14 protein-coding genes are annotated in these 17,684 nt (G+C 62.0%); 11 read left to right on the top strand and 3 right to left on the bottom strand.

What is annotated here, in order from left to right; all coding sequences use genetic code 11:
- Window positions 1–7: 7 nt before the first annotated feature.
- From bglB to PYR71_RS25145, 5 genes are read left to right on the top strand one after another with little or no spacing between them, the layout of a single operon-like run.
- Complete coding sequence (gene bglB / locus PYR71_RS25165) at window positions 8–1,102, top strand: beta-galactosidase BglB (RefSeq protein ID WP_275621307.1); 1,095 nt, start codon at window positions 8–10, stop codon at window positions 1,100–1,102.
- The gene (gene pglB / locus PYR71_RS25160; RefSeq protein WP_275621306.1) at window positions 1,099–2,463 is read left to right on the top strand and encodes a polygalacturonase PglB; all 1,365 of its coding nucleotides are present in this window, start codon (window positions 1,099–1,101) and stop codon (window positions 2,461–2,463) included. The genes bglB and pglB overlap by 4 nt, the downstream gene beginning before the upstream one ends.
- Window positions 2,451–3,557 (top strand): ABC transporter ATP-binding protein, encoded by a 1,107-nt coding sequence (locus PYR71_RS25155; protein ID WP_275621305.1) that lies wholly within the window; start codon window positions 2,451–2,453, stop codon window positions 3,555–3,557. Before pglB ends, PYR71_RS25155 begins: the two co-directional genes overlap by 13 nt.
- A gap of 2 nt (window positions 3,558–3,559) precedes the next feature.
- On the top strand, window positions 3,560–4,546 hold the full coding sequence (locus tag PYR71_RS25150) for a carbohydrate ABC transporter permease (RefSeq protein WP_275621304.1): 987 nt from the start codon (window positions 3,560–3,562) through the stop codon (window positions 4,544–4,546).
- 13 nt (window positions 4,547–4,559) lie between these two features.
- Window positions 4,560–5,606, top strand: coding sequence for a carbohydrate ABC transporter permease (locus tag PYR71_RS25145; protein WP_416340317.1), 1,047 nt, complete (start codon window positions 4,560–4,562; stop codon window positions 5,604–5,606).
- Between the two features lie 143 nt (window positions 5,607–5,749).
- Here PYR71_RS25145 and PYR71_RS25140 read toward each other — a convergent pair whose 3' ends face one another.
- On the bottom strand, window positions 5,750–6,901 hold the full coding sequence (locus PYR71_RS25140; RefSeq protein ID WP_275621302.1) for an ROK family transcriptional regulator: 1,152 nt from the start codon (window positions 6,899–6,901) through the stop codon (window positions 5,750–5,752).
- Window positions 6,902–7,080: 179 nt separating this feature from the next.
- Here PYR71_RS25140 and PYR71_RS25135 point away from each other — a divergent pair, with 179 nt between their 5' ends.
- A complete protein-coding gene (locus tag PYR71_RS25135; RefSeq protein ID WP_463673600.1) occupies window positions 7,081–8,103 on the top strand; it encodes an AraC family transcriptional regulator in 1,023 nt (340 codons plus the stop codon).
- A 140-nt stretch (window positions 8,104–8,243) separates the two neighbouring features.
- Here PYR71_RS25135 and PYR71_RS25130 read toward each other — a convergent pair whose 3' ends face one another.
- Entirely contained in the window at window positions 8,244–9,281 is a 1,038-nt protein-coding gene (locus tag PYR71_RS25130) for a LacI family DNA-binding transcriptional regulator (RefSeq protein WP_183934729.1), read from the bottom strand.
- Between the two features lie 173 nt (window positions 9,282–9,454).
- A complete protein-coding gene (locus PYR71_RS25125) occupies window positions 9,455–10,087 on the bottom strand; it encodes a TetR/AcrR family transcriptional regulator (protein WP_275621301.1) in 633 nt (210 codons plus the stop codon).
- Between the two features lie 108 nt (window positions 10,088–10,195).
- Between PYR71_RS25125 and PYR71_RS25120 the strand changes: the two genes are divergently transcribed.
- The 5 genes from PYR71_RS25120 to PYR71_RS25100 all read left to right on the top strand — a co-directional run bounded on the left by PYR71_RS25120 (window position 10,196) and on the right by PYR71_RS25100 (window position 17,617).
- Complete coding sequence (locus PYR71_RS25120; RefSeq protein ID WP_275621300.1) at window positions 10,196–11,269, top strand: efflux RND transporter periplasmic adaptor subunit; 1,074 nt, start codon at window positions 10,196–10,198, stop codon at window positions 11,267–11,269.
- Complete coding sequence (locus tag PYR71_RS25115; RefSeq protein WP_275621299.1) at window positions 11,266–12,351, top strand: efflux RND transporter periplasmic adaptor subunit; 1,086 nt, start codon at window positions 11,266–11,268, stop codon at window positions 12,349–12,351. The genes PYR71_RS25120 and PYR71_RS25115 overlap by 4 nt, the downstream gene beginning before the upstream one ends.
- The gene (locus PYR71_RS25110) at window positions 12,348–15,419 is read left to right on the top strand and encodes an efflux RND transporter permease subunit (protein ID WP_275621298.1); all 3,072 of its coding nucleotides are present in this window, start codon (window positions 12,348–12,350) and stop codon (window positions 15,417–15,419) included. Before PYR71_RS25115 ends, PYR71_RS25110 begins: the two co-directional genes overlap by 4 nt.
- Window positions 15,420–15,536: 117 nt before the next feature.
- Complete coding sequence (locus PYR71_RS25105; protein WP_275621297.1) at window positions 15,537–15,707, top strand: hypothetical protein; 171 nt, start codon at window positions 15,537–15,539, stop codon at window positions 15,705–15,707.
- 458 nt (window positions 15,708–16,165) lie between these two features.
- Entirely contained in the window at window positions 16,166–17,617 is a 1,452-nt protein-coding gene (locus PYR71_RS25100) for an NCS1 family nucleobase:cation symporter-1 (protein WP_275621296.1), read from the top strand.
- Window positions 17,618–17,684 lie beyond the last annotated feature (67 nt).

Raw genomic sequence — 17,684 nt, 5'->3', positions numbered from 1 at the left:
TTTCAGCATGAACATAGCAGCTGTCGACAACGCCGCTCTCCTGACGACGATCGATCGTGTGGCGACGGCTTTCAGCCGGCTTAGGGGCATCAAGGAAGGTCTCGTGACCGATAGTGCCGCCTCCGGTATCCAGTTCGACGAATGGGACTGGGAAGTCGGCGTCGGCCTTTACGGATTCCTCAGGCGCGCGATTTCCGCCAATGACCAGAAGGCGCTGCAGGAGCTCTTTGCCTGGTACAGCGCGCAGATCGAGCGCGGCCTGCCGCCGCGCCAGATCAACAGCACCGCGCCGATGCTGCCGCTCGCGATCCTCGTCGAGCATGTCGACCGCCCGGATTTCCGCGCCCTCGTCGAGGATTGGGCCGAATGGCTCGTCAAGGAATTGCCGAAGACCGAGGAAGGCGGCTTCCAGCACGTCGTCAAGGAACGCCTCAACGACGGCGAATTGTGGGACGACACGCTGTTCATGGCCTGCCTGTTCCTTGCGCGGGCCGGCGTGCTCTGCAAGCGCAACGACTGGATCGACGAGGCCGTCTACCAGTTCGTCATCCACACCCGCTATCTTTCCGACCCGGTGAGCGGGCTCTGGTATCACGGCTGGACCTTCAACGGCCGGCACAATTTCGCCAATGCCTTCTGGGCCCGCGGCAATGCCTGGATCACCGTCGCCATTCCCGAACTCTTCGATCTCGTGCCGACGCTCGGCGAGAAGGACCGGCGGTTCCTATCGAACGTCCTCGTCAGCCAGGTGCGCTCCCTGAAAGCATATCAGCGGCCGGACGGCATGTTCACGACGCTGCTCGACGATCCCTCTTCGCCGCTGGAAACCTCGGCCACGGCGGGCATTGCCTACGGCATTTTGCGCGCCATCGACGCCGGCATTCTCGACGAGAGCGACAAGGTCCATGCGGAGCGCGCGCTGAAAGCCGTGCTGGCGCAGATCGACGAGGAGGGCGTCGTCCACGGCGTTTCGGACGGCACGCCGATGGGCCATGACCTCGATTTCTACCGGCGCATCCCGAACCTGCCGACGCCCTACGGCCAGGCGCTGACCATGCTGCTCTTGACTGAAGTGCTGATCGGGAGCGGACGACGCCAATGAGTGCCTCCTCCCGCGTCGCGATCGAGCCATTCGACGGCGACAACACAGATCGCCTGCAGGCGGCGATCGACAGTCTTTCAGCTTCCGGCGGCGGGCGCCTGGAGATCCTGGCGGGCATCCACCTCTGCCGGGGGCTCCGGCTGCGCTCCGGCGTCGAGCTTCATCTGACCGCTGGCGCCATCCTGCGTCCCATTCCCGACTATGCGGCCTATGCGCATACGACGGTTTCGGTGATCGCTGAAAAATCCAATCGCGGCATGATCGTCGCCAAGGATGCGCGGCGGATCGGTTTGACTGGGGAAGGGCGCATCGAAGCCGGCTGCGAGAGCTTCATCATTGGGGACGATGAGATCGTCGGTACCTTCATTCCGGCCGAATTCCGTCCGCGCGTCGTCGTCTTCGAAGGCTGTGACGAGGTAGAGATCAGTTCCATCACCATCAGCCGCTCGCCGATGTGGACGCTGCACTTCGTCGACTGCACCGATCTTTCGGTCCGCAACGTCACCATCGAAAACGACCGCCGTCTTCCCAATACCGATGGCATCGTGCTCGACGCCTGCCGCGGCGCCGTCGTCGAAGATTGCAGGATATCGACGGCCGACGACGGCATATGCCTGAAGACGAGCATCGGGCCTGACGGTATGGCCATCGGGCGATGCGAGAACATTCTTGTGCGCCGCTGCGCTGTTCAGAGCCTCAGCTGCGCGCTGAAGATCGGCACGGAAACGCATGGAGATATCAGCAACGTCGTGTTCGAGGATTGCAGCATTTCCTCTTCCAACAGGGCGCTCGGCATCTTCTCCCGCGACGGCGGCCGGATATCAAATGTCAGGTTTTCCCGGATTGCCGTAGAGTGCCGGGAAACGCCGGATGGTTTCTGGGGCTCGGGCGAGGCGCTGACCGTCAACGTCGTCGATCGTATCGCCGAGCGGCCTGCGGGCGCCGTCGAAAATCTCATCGTCGAAGACGTGACCGGCCGCATGGAAGGGGCGGTCAGCATCATCGCGGCCGCGCCGGCGGGCATCCGCAACGTGTCGCTCGCCCGGATCGCCATCGATCAGCAGCCCGGGCAGCTCGGCACCGGGCGGACCTACGACCTGCGTCCGACCAATGCCGATCTCGCGCCGGGGGCCGATGGCGGCGGACGCGCCAATGCCTGGACCCGCGGTGCAGACGGCCGCGTGATCGGCCTGCAGGACTATCCCGGCGGAATGCCGGCCGCCTATGTGGCCGACGTCGCCGGCATCACGATGAACGAGGTGTGGATCAATAGGCCGACACCGTTGCCGCAAGGCTGGAACGAAAACGACGTCGTCATGGAAACGGCGGCACCTGATGGGAGTGGGGCATGGCAGAACTGAAACTTTCCACCGTCAACAAGGCGTATGGCACGGTCAAAGTCCTGCATGACGTCGAACTCGATATCAAGGACGGCGAGTTCGTCGTCTTCGTCGGCCCGTCCGGTTGCGGCAAGTCGACCCTGCTTCGCGTCATCGCCGGCCTCGAAGAGGTCACGGCAGGCAAGATCGCGATCGGCGGGCGTGACGTCAGCGCGCTCTCGCCGGCCGAGCGCAAGATCGCCATGGTCTTCCAGTCCTATGCGCTCTATCCGCATATGAGCGTGCGCAAGAACCTCGCTTTCGGGCTGGAGAATCTGAAGTTCAAGCGCGCCGAGATCGAGGCGCGCATCGCCGAAGCCGCCAGGATGCTGGCGATCGAACCCTATCTCGACCGGCGTCCGAAGCAACTTTCGGGCGGCCAGCGCCAGCGTGTGGCGATCGGTCGGGCGATCGTGCGCGAACCCGATATCTTCCTCTTCGATGAGCCGCTTTCCAACCTCGATGCGGCGCTGCGCGTCCAGACCCGCGCCGAGATCACCAAGCTCCATCGTGAGATCAAGACGACGATGATCTATGTCACCCACGACCAGGTCGAGGCCATGACCATGGCCGACAAGATCGTCGTGCTGCGCGCTGGACGGGTCGAGCAGGTCGGGGCGCCGCTGGAGCTGTTCGACAATCCGCGCAACCTCTTCGTCGCCGGCTTCCTCGGTTCGCCGCGCATGAACATCATCAAGGGCAAGGTCGCCGCCATCACCGAAGGCGGCATCGCTATCGATGTCGCCAACGGCGGCCGGATCGTCAGCGATGTCGAGCCCAACGGCATTTCGGTGGGCCAGCAGGTTCTCGCCGGCATAAGGCCCGCGCATTTCTCCCGTTCCAGCGAAAACGGCCTGCCGTTTATCGTCCAGTATCACGAAGGACTCGGCACCGAGACCTATGTCTACGGCAATCTTGCCGGGCAGGAGGAGCAGATCATCATCCATGAAGCCGGTCATTTCGCGCCCGTGCAGGGCGACCGGATCATGATCGATGCCGATCCGGCCCGCGTCCATCTGTTCGATCCCGAAAGCGGCTTAGCCTTTGCCCGCCGCTCAGGGCAGGGGAGGCGCTGACCATGGCTGCTACTGCATTGCTCTCCCAGGCGGGCGACACGGCGATGAAGGTGGTCGAGGCGCCGATGAATGCGTTCGAGCGCCTCTTCGGCCGCAAGCGCATGCCCTGGCTGTTTTTGGCGCCGAACCTCGTTCTCTTCGCCATCTTCACATTCCTTCCGATCGCGATCGCGGTCGGTTACGCCTTCACCGGCGGCACCAATCTCTTCGTCTCGGAGCGGCCCTTCGTCGGCTTCGACAATTTCCGCGCCCTGCTTTCCTGCGGCAATTACTTGCAGCCGGGAACCTGCCAGGAATCGCTATTCTGGACGGCGGTGTGGAACACGCTCTGGTTCGTCGCATTGAACGTCACCGCCACTTTGCTGGTCGCGTTGGTCACGGCGCTGATCCTCAACCGGGCGATCTTTGCGCGCGGCTTCTTCCGGGCGATGTTCTTCTACCCCGTTCTGCTGTCGCCCGTCGTCATCGGTCTGATCTGGAAATGGTTCCTCGATCGCAACGGCCTGCTGAACGCCTTCTTCCAAATGCTCGGCGTTCCCCCTGAAATCTTCCTGCTCGATGTCGGTTGGTCGCGCTTCTTCGTCGTCGTGGTTTCGGTCTGGTTCCACATGGGCTTTTACACGCTCATCCTGCTTGCCGGCCTGCAGGCGATCCCGAAGGAACTCTACGAGGCAGCCTCCATCGACGCCGCTTCGCCGCGCCGCACCCTGTTCAGGATCACGCTGCCGCTGCTTGCGCCGAACCTGCTTGTCGTATTCATCCTTCTGATGATCAAGTCCGTTCAGATCTTCGACGAAGCTTGGGTTTTGACGAATGGCGGCGGTCCGGGCACGGCCAACAGCTTCATCGTCCAATATATCTACCAGATGGCCTTCAGCAGCGATCTTCGCCTTTTCGGCCTTGCCTCGGCCGCCTCGGTTCTCATGGGGCTGGTGCTTCTGGTTCTTACCCTCATACAGCTGCGCCTCGGCAAGCGAATGGAGTCCTGAGATGAACAGATCTTTGAATCCGATCCGCTTCATGGCGCGCACGCGCCGGGCCGGACGCATCGACATAACAGATATTCTGTCATGGGTCTGGCTGATCGGCGGCACGCTCGCCGTGCTCGTCCCCGTGCTCTGGGCCGGCCTCTCCTCGCTGAAGCCGGCGGCCGAAATCACCCGCTTTCCGCCGACGCTGCTGCCGCGCACCGCCGTGGAGCAGACCGTGACCGGCTTCGACAAGCCGCTCAGCATCTGGCAGGTCACAATCGACGGCCAACAGCGTGAAATGGCGATGGTCCGGCGCATCGGCCTCAAGGCCCAGATGGTCGATCCCGCAAATCCGGGACAGCCGGTCAGCGTCGACGTGAAGGGGATCACCCCGGTGCAGCACATGACCGTTGCGACCGAAAACTACACCGATCCGCTGACGCGTTTCAACTTCCTGACCTTCCTCAAGAATTCGGTGTTCGTCACAGTCGTTGCGACGCTGCTGACACTGATCGTCAACGCCATGGCCGCCTTTGCGCTGTCGAAATATAAATTTCGCGGCGACACGACGGTTTTCGTCATCATCATCTCGACGCTGATGATCCCGCTCGCCGTGGTCATGGTCCCTGCCTATCTCGTCATTGTGGGGGTTGGGCTTGCCGACAATCTCTGGGGCGTCATCTTGCCGACGATCGCCTCGCCGACCGCCGTCTTCCTGCTGCGGCAATATATGCTGACGATACCGGACGAGTTGATCGAGGCGGCGCGCGTCGATGCGGCGAGCGAATTCTCCATCTTCTGGCGCATCATCCTGCCGCTGACGGCGCCGGCTCTCGCGGTTCTCGCAATCTTCTCCGTGCTCTGGCGCTGGAACGACTTCCTCTGGCCGCTGATCGTCCTCAACAGCCGCGAGAATTTCACCCTGCAGGTGGGCCTCAACGCCTTCCAGGGCGAGTTCTCGGTCCAGTGGCACTATATCCTGGCCATGACCTTCCTCAGTCTGCTGCCCGTCACCGTCGTCTTCCTGTTCCTGCAGAAATACATCACCACGGGCATTGCCGGCACCGGAATGAAGTGAGCGAGTCCCGGGGCAGGCCCAATCGGGGTGGAGATGCGGAGACCTCCCGATTTGAACAGGAGCGGTTCAGGCTTGATCGCCAGAGCCGCTTCGATCTCGTGTGAGCCTATGCCCGCAACCAGCACTCTCTAGTGGCCGGAAAGTCACAAAACGGTTTCGAAGAGCGGGATCAAGGCCGCGCCGATCGCACCGGGGGCATCGATGATCTGCGCCACGGCAAGCCGCGGAACGTCGCGCAATGCGCCGTGCCGAGGCAGATTATTGAATTCGGTCCGTTCGATCAGCATTCTTGCAAGTGAATGCGGAAGCTCGCCGCCGAGCACGATCAGGGCCGGATCGAAAATCGCGCAGATCGCATTGATGGCCCGATTGTGGGCCGGTGTGACACGGTCGACCCATTCCTCGACGCCGTCCCAATCCACTAGGTTTTCGTTCTTCAGGTCCTTCAGGGTCAGGCCCAGCCGCCCCTTGGTGCGAAGATGTTCGAGCAGTTGGTTGAGAGCGGGTCGATCGTCGTAATCCTGACGCCCGAAGAGAACGGAGAATTCCCCGGCGTTTCCGAAGCTGCCGCGAAATGGCATGCCTCCGCAAACCAGGCCGCCGCCATAGCCATGAAGGTGGGCGATATAGGCGAAATCTGCGACGTCGCGGCCGACGCCGAAGATTGCTTCCGCCAAAGCAGCAGTCCTGGCGACATTGTCAGCCCAGACCGGCAGACGAAGGCGCTCTCCAAGCACGGGCGCCAGATCGATCAGCGACCAATGGGCGAGCGGCAGCGGACAGTTGAATGCCGTCTCCAGCATGCGGTGGCCGGCGACCGCCAGGCCGACGCCGAGAACGTCGCGTCGCCCGGCGCCGCGACGGGCAAGAATGTCTTCGACCGCCGCTTCGATTCGGTCCATCTCCACGGATAGCGAGGAGCCGGTCTGCGGAATTTCCATATTCTCCAACGGCTCGCCGAACCCCATGAGGCAAAGGCCGATGGAGCCGACGTTGACGGAGATGCCGAGCGTAAGACACCAATCCTTTCGGAGCGTCAGCTCAGGACTCGGCGGTCCGGCCCGCCGGTTCTCCGACTGAGAAAAGACGAGCATTCCTCGCTCGTGAAGGCGTCCGACGATCCTGTGCAGGGATTGCTGGGTCAGGTCGAGCGGCTCGGTCAGGTCGGAGCGCTCAATGCCGGGTGATTTCCAGATCAACCGCAAGACGTCCCGTTCATTGCGAGAAGCCACCCGCAGCGGTTGTGTATCTTGCAGAAAATGGGGGGCGACATGGTCCAGAGGAACGTACTTCATTTTCCGATCATTTTGATTTACACTGTGAGTGTGAAGCAGGTGAAGGGGACGCTTTGCTTCTGCGGGGCAAGGAAGTCATCCGTGGTTTCGCCGGTCCTGCTTACCTCATCGAGATTGGTCATACCAGTCGAGATGACGTGTCATGTGGCAAGGAAAAAGAATCGAGTTGCATGAGATCATTGAGACCTGAGAATACGGCCCGCGCTCCCGAGCATGAGAGTTACGGTTTCGCGCCGACGCATGAAGGCGCGAACTTCGAATCGATGGTTCAGGCCTTTTCGGCAGGCTATGGGGTTTTTGGCGGGCAGCCGCTGAGTAACGACCGTTGTTTTGCCTGGGCGGCGGATTTGAGAAGGACTGAAGCATTCACGATGTTTCATTCCGTATATCAGAGTTCCTGGACAATCCGAACGCTTGACGAAAGCCCGCAACATCTTGCGTTTTACATGCCGTATACAGGTTCCTTTCGCTTGTCAGTTGGCAAGAGAACGGTCGAAAGCGGGGCCGGCCACCTTCTCATGGCCAACAACCATGAGGCCGGTGATCGCGTGATCCAGGGTGGGCCGCATCGCTCGGATGTCCTGTTCCTGGACTGGAAGGTCGTAAAGCGAGCGCTCGCTTCGCTGGTTGAGACGCCGCTCTCCGAATCCCTCGACCTCGAGCCCGTCCTGGATCTCTCGACCCAGCCCGGGCAACTCATCGGCAATCTGGCCCGGACGGTTGTGCAGGGCATGCGGGACGGCGGTCCGTTGCTGTCTTCACCCCTTGCCGCAGCGGCGATGAGCGAAACTCTCGCTCATCTTGTGATCCGATTCGGCCGGCACCGTCTTTCCGACCATCTGGAAAAAAGGAAAGTGGCATTGATTGCACCTTGGCATGTCCGACGGGCCATCGACTACATGCATGCCAATATTGCGGAACCTCTGACCATGACGATGGTTGCCGATGATGTCGGTGTTTCCCTGCGCGCGCTGCAGACAGGCTTCAAAGCCTTCCGGGGGACCTCGCCGGCCGGTTACCTCCGCACGATCCGGCTGCAGGCCGCCCGCGAGCAGTTGCGGGATCCGACGAACCAGCAATCCGTCCGGGAAATCTGCGCGATATGGGGTTTTGCCCATGCGGGCAGGTTCTCCATTGTCTACCGCAGCACCTTTGGTGAGAGCCCGCGGGATACCCGGCTACGGGCGGAGCGCTTGCGCTGATTGGAATTTTGGGATTTTGAGATCCAGGCCCTTCCGGGGCTTAAAGCGCGTCGCGTCAAATATTATTCATGCGACGCGCTTTCGCCTGCTTTGATGCATTGGTTATCCCGGAACCGCTGCACACTTCCGGGCGACATACATTAGCGCGGCGGTGCGACGCTGCCGCGCAGGACGAGATGGCATCCGAGCTCCAGGCGATGAGCCGGCCGTTGCGGGTCGTTGGCGATCAGCCTCTGTTCGATAAGCGCGAGCGCCGCAGCGCCGAGCTTGTCGGTGGGCACGCGGATCGTGGAAAGCGGCGGGCGGCTGAATTCACCGGGAACGATGTCGTCGAAGCCGAGGACGGAGATTGCTTCCGGCACGCGGATATCGCGGTCGGCCAGTGCCTTCAGGCAGCCGAGCGCCAGGTTGTCGGCGGCGCAGAAGACGGCGGTAGCGCCTTTCATCGTCGGATCGCGATCGAGCAGCGCGTTGATGGCAGCCTCGCCGTGCCGGGGCTCATATCCCTCGGCCTCGACGAGCATCTCCTCGGGCACCGGAAGCTGAGCGGCGAAATAGGCATCGGAGAAGCCGTCATATCGGCGCTGGATGGTCGTGCGCCCCTTCCAGGTCAGGTGCAGGATGCGGCGATGTCCCAGCGCCAACAGGTGCTCGATGCCGAGCCGGGCGCCGAAGCGGTTTTCGGGTGTCACCGTATCGACCAGCATGGTCGGATCCTCGCCGTTGACGATGACGACGGGCATATCGGCCGATGCGAGACTGCGGATGAGTTCCGGCTGATCGTCGTTCAGGACCACGATGCCGTCGGCGTGCTCCGCAAGCGCGATCTGCCGGACCTCAGCGCCGTCGATGCGCCGGCCGGTGCTGACGAAGGGCACGATTCGAATGCCGCGGCGCTCGCACTCCTTTCTAAGGCCGTTGAGGATTGTCCAGCTCACCAGGTTGAGGTCGCTCTCCGGAGCCGCATCGCCCGGAATGGCGAGAAGCAACACGCGCAAGGCGGCAATCGTCGCCTTCTTTCTCCGTCGGTCGAGGTAACCCAGGCGTTTGGCCGAATCCAGAACCCTTTCGCGCACTTCGATCGTCAGCGGTGCGGTTCCATTCAACGCGTGCGAGGCCGTGCTCAGCGATACATCCGCGTCGCGCGCGACATCCTTGAGATTGACTTTGCGTTCCACTTTATTCCGTCACGAGTTCAGGTGGCGCCTTTGAAGGCACGAGCTAACTCAATGTTTTCACATAACGACTTCAGAAAAGCTACGTGCCTCGCAGCCTATTTTTCCGCTTTCGGCGAAAACCGGCTGCAGCGCTGCCGCAATCGAACGATGGATGCGGGCGCAGCCATTGCCGATTAGTGAGGCTTGGCGAGCAGACCGTTGAACAGGAGGTCGAAATAGGTCCGCAGGAAGGCCTCCTTGTTGGGAGTGGGCACGCGGCGGTCGTCGAATATCAGCCGCAGAACCGTGGTCGTCAGAATGGGCGCGACCACGATGTCGGAGAATTCCACCGGAATTGGGCGAAATTCACCCGACGCCACGCCCTCCAGGATCAGGGCGTCGATCTTGGCGATGATCGGCGCAATGAATTGATCGTGGTGGCGATCGATCAGGTCGGGGAAACGCTGCCCCTCCGAGATGACGAGCCGCGTCAACTCACGCGTTGCGCGGTCCTCGGGAATTTGTTCGTAGAACAGGCCGAGAATGGAAATCAGCCTGTCGGTGGCGCTGCCGCTGAGGCGATCGGCGATCGCGAGCAGTTCATGAAACGGCACGGAGAAGTGGTTGATCATGGCTTCGAAGAGCTTTTCCTTCGTCTCGAAGTAGACATAGACCGTGCCCTTGGTGACGCCGACCCTGTCGGCGATGTCTTCCACGCGCGTGCCGGCGAAGCCGCTTCTGACGAATTCCTCGAAGGCCGCGTCCAGGATCTGGGCGGGCCGCAGGGCCTTCTGTTCCGCCCGCGTGAGCTTCTTCTGGGTTGCCATTTCCTGCGTCCCCTTGTTGCGTGCGCCCTCTTCGTGCGGCGCAAAGTTTCATTGACTAATGCGTTAGTCAATTATATAGAAGCTGCCGTTGAGAGCAAGAGGTCAACTATGAGAACCATTCTGATCGCCACAGCGATCGTATGCGCCATCAGTCTCGGATCATGCAGTGATGAGAGCAGGCCCGCCGAGCCGACCCCGCGACAGGTCGGTGTCGTTGTCGCCAAGCCTGAGCCGCTGGTTCAGGGCGGTGCGATCACGGGAGAGGTGCGGGCGCGTGTCCAGACCGATCTGTCCTTCCGCGTCAGCGGCAAGATCATCGAACGGCTGGTCGAGGTCGGACAGTCCGTGAGAGCGGGGCAGCTTCTCGCGCGCATCGATCCGGAAGAGCAGAAGGCCGACCTGGATGTGGCCGCGGCCAATCTTCAGTCGGCCGAGGCGCAGCAGACCCAGGCCCAGCTTGCATTCGACCGCCAGCAAAGCCTGTTTCGAACGCAGGTGACGACCCGCGCGGCGCTCGACCAAGCACAGGAGGCACTTCTGACAGCGCAGGCATCGACGAAATCGGCGCAGGCGCTCTTCGAAACCGCCCAGGACAGCCTGTCCTACACAGAGCTGAAGGCGGACGCCGACGGGGTGATCACCGCCCGCAATGCCGAGGTCGGGCAGGTGGCGCAGGCCGCCCAGGTCGTCTTCACCCTTGCCCATGATGGCGACCGTGATGCTGTGTTCGAAGTGGTGGAAAGCGCCTTCCTGCGTCCGATCGACGGCGACGGCACCGTGGCCCTTCTGTCGGATCCGACGCAGAAGATCACGGCGAAGGTTCGTGAGATTTCGCCGACGATCGATTCCTCCACCGGCACCATCAAGGTGAAAGTCGCAATATCGAGCGATGCTCCCATTCCGCTGGGCGCTCCCGTCGTTGGACGGTTCAACTACCTCTCGCAGGACGTCATCCAGCTGCCCTGGTCGGCAATGACCTCGAAGGACGGCAAGCCGGCCATCTGGATCGTCGATCCCACATCATCCGTGGTTTCGGCGAGGACGATTGACGTCGCCGACTACGAGACCGGCAGCTTCGTCGTGAAGTCGGGCGTGTCGGCAGGAGAGGTCGTGGTGACCGACGGCACCAAGTTCCTCAGGCCCGGTGAGATCGTGTCTTACGTCAAGGAAGCTTCCAAGTGAGTATTCGTCTAAAGATAGTCGCACTTATGCTGGGCACGGCCCTTGTCTCCTCTTGTGCGCCGAAGGCAGAAGAGAGGACGGACACGCCTCGTCCGGTTTTGTCGATGACAGTCAGGCGGACGCCCGCCACGAGCCTCAGCCTGACTGGAACGATCGAACCGACAATCGAGACCGAACTCGGCTTCCGCATTCTCGGCCGAATGATTGCCCGCAACGTCAATGTCGGCGACGTCGTCAAGAAGGGTGACGTCGTGGCCGCCATCGATCCGGTGGCGCTGGAGCTTGCCGTGCGCAGCGCCCAGTCCGATGTGGAAAACAGCGACGCTCAACTCCGAAACGCAGTGACCACGGAGCAGCGCCAGCGCGCGCTGGTGGAATCGCGCTCGGGCACGACAGCCTCGCTTGAAGAGGCCGAGCAGGCGAGGCGGACGGCCGCGGCCGCCGTCGCCAAGGCACAGGCCAATCTCGACAAGGCCAAGGAGCAGTTGGGCTATGCGCAGCTGCGGGCGGAATTCGATGGGGTTGTGACGGCGACGTCGGCCGAGGTCGGGCAGGTCGTGTCGGCCGGCCAGACGGTTGTGACCATCGCCCGGCCCGACAAACGCGACGCCGTCGTCGACGTGCCGCAGGCAGCCGCTCAGAAACTGAAGATCGGCGCGCCCTTCGAGGTGACGCTGCAACTCGATCCGACAATCCGCGCGTCGGGGGCCGTTCGCGAGATCGCGCCGGAGGCGGAGACTGCCACCCGCACCAGCAGAACCAAAATTGCGCTCGCCGATCCGCCTGAAGCGTTCCGGCTCGGCTCGGTTATCACTGCCGCTGCAACCATCGCCGCGGAGCCTGAGATTGTGCTGCCTTCCTCGGCCATTCTTGCCGGCAGCGACGGCCCGAGCGTCTGGATCGTCGATGTGCCCGGCAAGAAGGTGTCACTGCGCCCCGTGAAGATCGCGGGCGACGTCGTCGACGGCGGCACTGTCCGCGTCACCGAAGGGCTTGTCCCCGGAGACAGGGTGGTCGTGGCCGGCGTGCATAAACTTGAAGATGGCCAGGCCATCAGGATCGATCAGGAGATCAACCAGTGAAGTCCTTCAACCTTTCCGACTGGGCGCTCGAACATCGTTCGCTCGTCTGGTACTTCATGATCGTCTTCATTCTCGCAGGCGCCTTTTCGTACTTGAACCTCGGCCGTGAGGAAGATCCCAATTTCACGATCAAGACGATGGTGATCACCGCCCAGTGGCCCGGCGCCTCGGCCGAAGAGGTGACGCGGCAGGTGACCGACCGGATCGAGAAGAAGCTGCAGGAACTGGAATCGCTCGACTATACCAAGAGCGAGACCGTTGCCGGCCAAACGACGGTCTTCGTCGAACTTCTGCCGACGACCAAGGCGAGGGATGTCGCGCCGACATGGCTGCGCATCCGCAACATGATCGCCGACATCAAGGGTGATTTTCCGAGCGGGGTCGTCGGTCCCTTCTTCAATGACCGCTTCGGCGACGTGTTCGGAAACATCTATGCCTTCACGAGCGACGGGTTGACGCAGCGCCAGCTTCGCGATTTTGTCGAAAATGCCCGCTCCGAGGTTCTGAAGGTGCCGGATGTCGGCAAAGTCGACGTGATCGGCGCGCAGGACGAGGCGATTTATCTGGAATTCTCCACGCGCCAGATCGCAGCGCTTGGCATCGACCAGCAGTCGGTCATCCAGACCCTGCAGGCCCAGAATGCCGTGACGCAGTCCGGCTTCGTCGATGCCGGTCCGGAGCGCATCGCCTTGCGGGTGAGCGGACAGTTCACATCCGAGGATAGCCTGCGGTCGATCAACCTGCGCATCAACGACCGCTTCTTCCCGCTGACCGACGTCGCCACGATCACCCGCGGCTACGTCGATCCGCCGTCGGCGCTGTTCCGCTTCAACGGCGAGCCGGCGATCGGGCTTGCCATCGGCATGAAGCAGGGCGCCAATCTTCTGGAATTCGGCGAGGGTCTCGACGCGCAGATGAAACGCGTCGTTGTCGATCTTCCGATCGGCGTCGATGTGCACCGCGTATCCGACCAGCCGCATGTCGTCGACGAAGCCGTTTCGGGCTTCACCCGCGCGCTCTTCGAAGCGATCGTCATCGTTCTCGTCATCAGCTTTATCAGCCTCGGCCTGCGCGCCGGCATGGTGGTGGCGATCTCCATCCCCCTTGTGCTCGCCATCACCTTTGTGGTGATGGAATATTCCGGCATTTCGCTGCAGCGCATCTCGCTCGGTGCACTCATCATCGCGCTCGGGCTGCTCGTCGACGACGCCATGATCGCCGTCGAGATGATGGTGGCACGCCTGGAGGCGGGCGACGATCTCAGGAAGGCGGCAACCCACGTCTATACATCGACGGCTTTTCCGATGCTGACCGGAACGCTCGTCACCGTTGCGGGCTTCATCCCCGTCGGTCTCAACAACAGCGCCGCCGGTGAATTCACCTTCACGCTGTTCGTGGTGATCGCAGTTTCGCTGGTCGTTTCCTGGATCGTGGCAGTGCTGTTCACACCGCTCCTCGGCGTCACCATCCTGCCGAAGACGATGAAGTCGCATCACGAGAAGAAAGGACGCTTCGCTGCCGTGTTCTCCTGGCTGCTGAAGCTCGCGATGCGCTGGCGCTGGATCACCATCGTGCTGACGGTCGGCGTCTTCGCCCTTTCAGTCGGCGGCATGGGCCTGGTGCAGCAGCAGTTCTTCCCGAATTCGGACAGAACCGAGCTGGTCATCGACTGGAATCTGCCTCACAACAGCTCGATTGCCGAGACCAACCGGCAGATGGCCAAGTTCGAGAAGGATATGTTGGCCGGCAACAAGGACATCGACCGCTGGACGACCTATGTCGGCCAGGGCGCACCGCGCTTCATCCTGTCCTTTGACGTGCAGACGCCCGACGTGTCGTTCGGGCAGACGGTAATCGTCACTAAGGGGCTCGAGGTGCGCGACAAGGTACGGGCCGATCTGCAGGCCTATCTGACAAAAACCTTCCCCGGCACCGACGCCTTCGTCAAGCTCCTCGACATCGGCCCGCCGGTGGGCAAGCCGGTCCAGTACCGCATCAGCGGCCCTGACATTCAGAAAGTGCGCGACATTTCCCAGCAGTTTGCCGGCGTGGTCGGTTCGCATCCGCTGCTGTCGAATATGGTTCTGGACTGGAACGAACCTTCCCGCGTGGTGAAGGTCGATGTCCTGCAGGACAAGGCGCGCCAGCTCGGCGTCTCCTCCGAGGACATTGCAACCGCTCTCAACGGCATTGTCGAAGGCTCGACGGCAACGCAGATCCGTGACGACATCTATCTAGTCAACGTGGTCGGGCGGGCCAGGGCATCTGAGCGCGATTCCATCCAGACGTTGCAGAACCTGCAGCTCTCCAGCTCCAACGGCAAGGTCGTGCCTCTGTCGGCGGTTGCGAACTTCCGCTACGAGCTCGAGCAGCCGACGATCTGGCGTCGCGACCGGCAACCCACCATCACCCTCAAGGCAGCCGTCATCGGCTCGACGCAGCCGGCCACGATCGTCGACCAGCTGAAGCCGAAGGTCGAAGAGTTCCAGAAGAACCTTCCCGTCGGATACAAGGTGGAAATCGGCGGCGCGGTCGAATCCAGCGCCGAGGCCCAGGGGCCGATCGCGGCCGTGGCGCCGCTGATGCTGTTTACGATGGCGACGATCCTGATGATCCAGCTGCAGAGCTTCAGTCGCCTCTTCCTTGTCTTCGCGGTGGCGCCGACGGCGCTGATCGGCGTGGTCGCGGCGCTCCTGCTGAGCAACGCCCCCATGGGCTTCGTCGCGATCCTCGGCATTTTGGCGCTGATCGGCATCCTGATCCGCAACTCGGTCATCCTGGTCGTGCAGATCGAACATCTGCGCGCCGAAGGTGTCGCTGCGTGGCAGGCGGTCATCGAGGCGACGGAACACCGGATGCGGCCGATCATGCTGACGGCGGCGGCGGCCACACTCGCGCTGATCCCGATCTCGCGCGAGATCTTCTGGGGGCCGATGGCCTACGCCATGATGGGCGGCATCGTCATCGGAACCGCGCTGACCCTGCTGTTCCTGCCGGCGCTCTACGTCGCATGGTTCAGAATCCCGAGGGATGAGCAGGTTCGGGCCCACGCCGCGGCGGAAGCATGAGGACAGGTTTTGACAGCCCCCTCATGCCTCCGCGGCTTGCAACACGGACCGAAACGCAATGCGTGGGATGGCGCAAGCAAAGCCATCCCACGCGGGAACAGCGTGTGGGACCTCGACATGAGCGCACTGAAACGCGCCTTCGGCTTCGAAGCGGAGGGGGCGATAGTGAAACGGCGTTTGAAATTGCTGCCGAAAGTGGGTTCGGCGATGCTGCCGGCGATGGCGCTGACGATGTTCCGGGTTGCGCCACAAGGCCGTCGCCGGAGGCTCTCAAGCCGGTTCATCTGAATGAGGCGCTTCATTCCGAGTCACCTCCGACCGGGTGAGCGTCCTAGTGCGACCAACCGGCGCGCTGATGCCATGCGAGGCGAGTTCGGGAGCGCTTGGTCCGAGACCCTTACCTATGAACAGTACGAATTTTCAGTCCCTCCCGGCAGGAAGGGCACGTGAATGAGCTATCCGACCCTAAGGCCGGATCATCGACATAACGTCGATCCAGGCGTCGGACGGGCTGGAGCACGACCGCTACGCGTCGCTCGCCAAGTTCGGCGCGCAGTCGCAAGCCCGTTTCGCCTGGCCGGACGTTTCGTCGGCGCGTATTGAGCAGCCCGGGCGCGCTCTGGAGGATCTGTACAATGCGGCGATCAGCATTGTGTACAATGTGACTATTAAATTGTCAGATGCCTAAATGAGGCGCAAACTTCCTTCCGTGGTCGAGTCGCCACAGGGGATATGGGAGGGCATTCATGAGCATTCGAGATCCGTCTCCCTCGTTGTATAACGAGGACCTTGCACCCGCCGCGGAGCGCAAATGGGGTGCATTCAGCATCTTCAACGTCTGGACGTCTGATGTCCACAGCCTGTGGGGCTATTATCTGGCGGCGAGCCTGTTCCTGCTGTGCGGCAGCTTCGTCAATTTCGTCATCGCTATCGGCATCGGCTCCCTGGTGATCTTCTTCCTGATGAGCCTGGTCGGCAATGCCGGTGTGCGCACCGGCGTACCCTTTCCGGTTCTGGCGCGGGCCTCCTTCGGTACCTTCGGCGCCAATGTTCCGGCACTCGTCCGGGCGGTGGTCGCCTGCTTCTGGTACGGCGCGCAGACCGCCGCCGCATCCGGCGCCATCGTCGCCCTCCTGATCAGGAACGAGAGCCTGCTCGCCTTCCATCAGAACAGCCACATGCTCGGCCACTCGACCCTCGAACTCATCTGCTACGTCATCGTCTGGGCGCTGCAGCTGCTGATCATTCAGCGGGGGATGGAAACGGTTCGCAAGTTCCAGGATTGGGCCGGCCCCGCCGTCTGGATCATGATGCTGATCCTGGCCGTCTATCTGGTCGTCAAGTCGGGCACCTTCTCGTTCGGTTCGGAAATCCCGCGCGATGTGCTGATCGAGAAGACCAAGGATGCCGGCGTGCCGGGTGAACCCGGCTCGATTGCGGCACTTGCCGCTGTCGCCGCCACCTGGATTACCTATTTCGCAGCGCTCTACCTGAATTTCTGCGATTTCTCGCGTTACGCAACGAGCGAAAAGGCGCTGCGCAAAGGCAATCTTTGGGGCCTGCCGATCAATCTTCTGGCCTTCTGCCTCGTCGCAGGCGTCACGACCACGGCCGCCTTCACCGTGTACGGCGAGGTGCTGCTGCATCCGGAAATGATCTCAGCGAAATTTGATAGCTGGTTCCTGGCGCTGCTTGCCGCTTTGACATTCGCAGTCGCCACGCTCGGCATCAACGTCGTGGCGAATTTCGTGTCGCCGGCCTTCGATTTCGCCAATGTCTTCCCACGCCAGATCAATTTTAAACGGGGGGGATATATCGCCGCCCTGATCGCTCTCGTGCTTTATCCGTTTGCCCCCTGGGAGACGGGTGCGGCGCATTTCGTCAACTTCATCGGTTCGACGATGGGTCCGATCTTCGGCATCATGATGGTCGACTATTATCTCATTCGGAAGAGCCAGCTGAACGTCGAAGCGCTCTACCGCGAGAATGGCGAATTCCGCTTCCAGAACGGATGGCACGGCAATGCCTTCATCGCATTCGCGATCGGCGCGCTATTCTCCTCGATCCTGCCGACCTTCACCTCGATCCTGCCGGATTGGTGGGGCACCTATGGCTGGTTCTTCGGCGTTGCCATCGGCGGAGCGATCTATTTCGTGCTGAGAATGGGCGCGCGGCGCAATCCGGCCTTCGCGTCATGACGAAATGAAGGGTGCCCGGTACTGGCCGGGCGCCTTCTTATTGTATTTGCGTGAGCTGTCGTCAGGG

Source organism: Rhizobium mulingense (assembly GCF_029194105.1).
Lineage (GTDB): Bacteria > Pseudomonadota > Alphaproteobacteria > Rhizobiales > Rhizobiaceae > Rhizobium > Rhizobium mulingense.
This window is presented reverse-complemented; position numbering and strand designations above follow the sequence as displayed.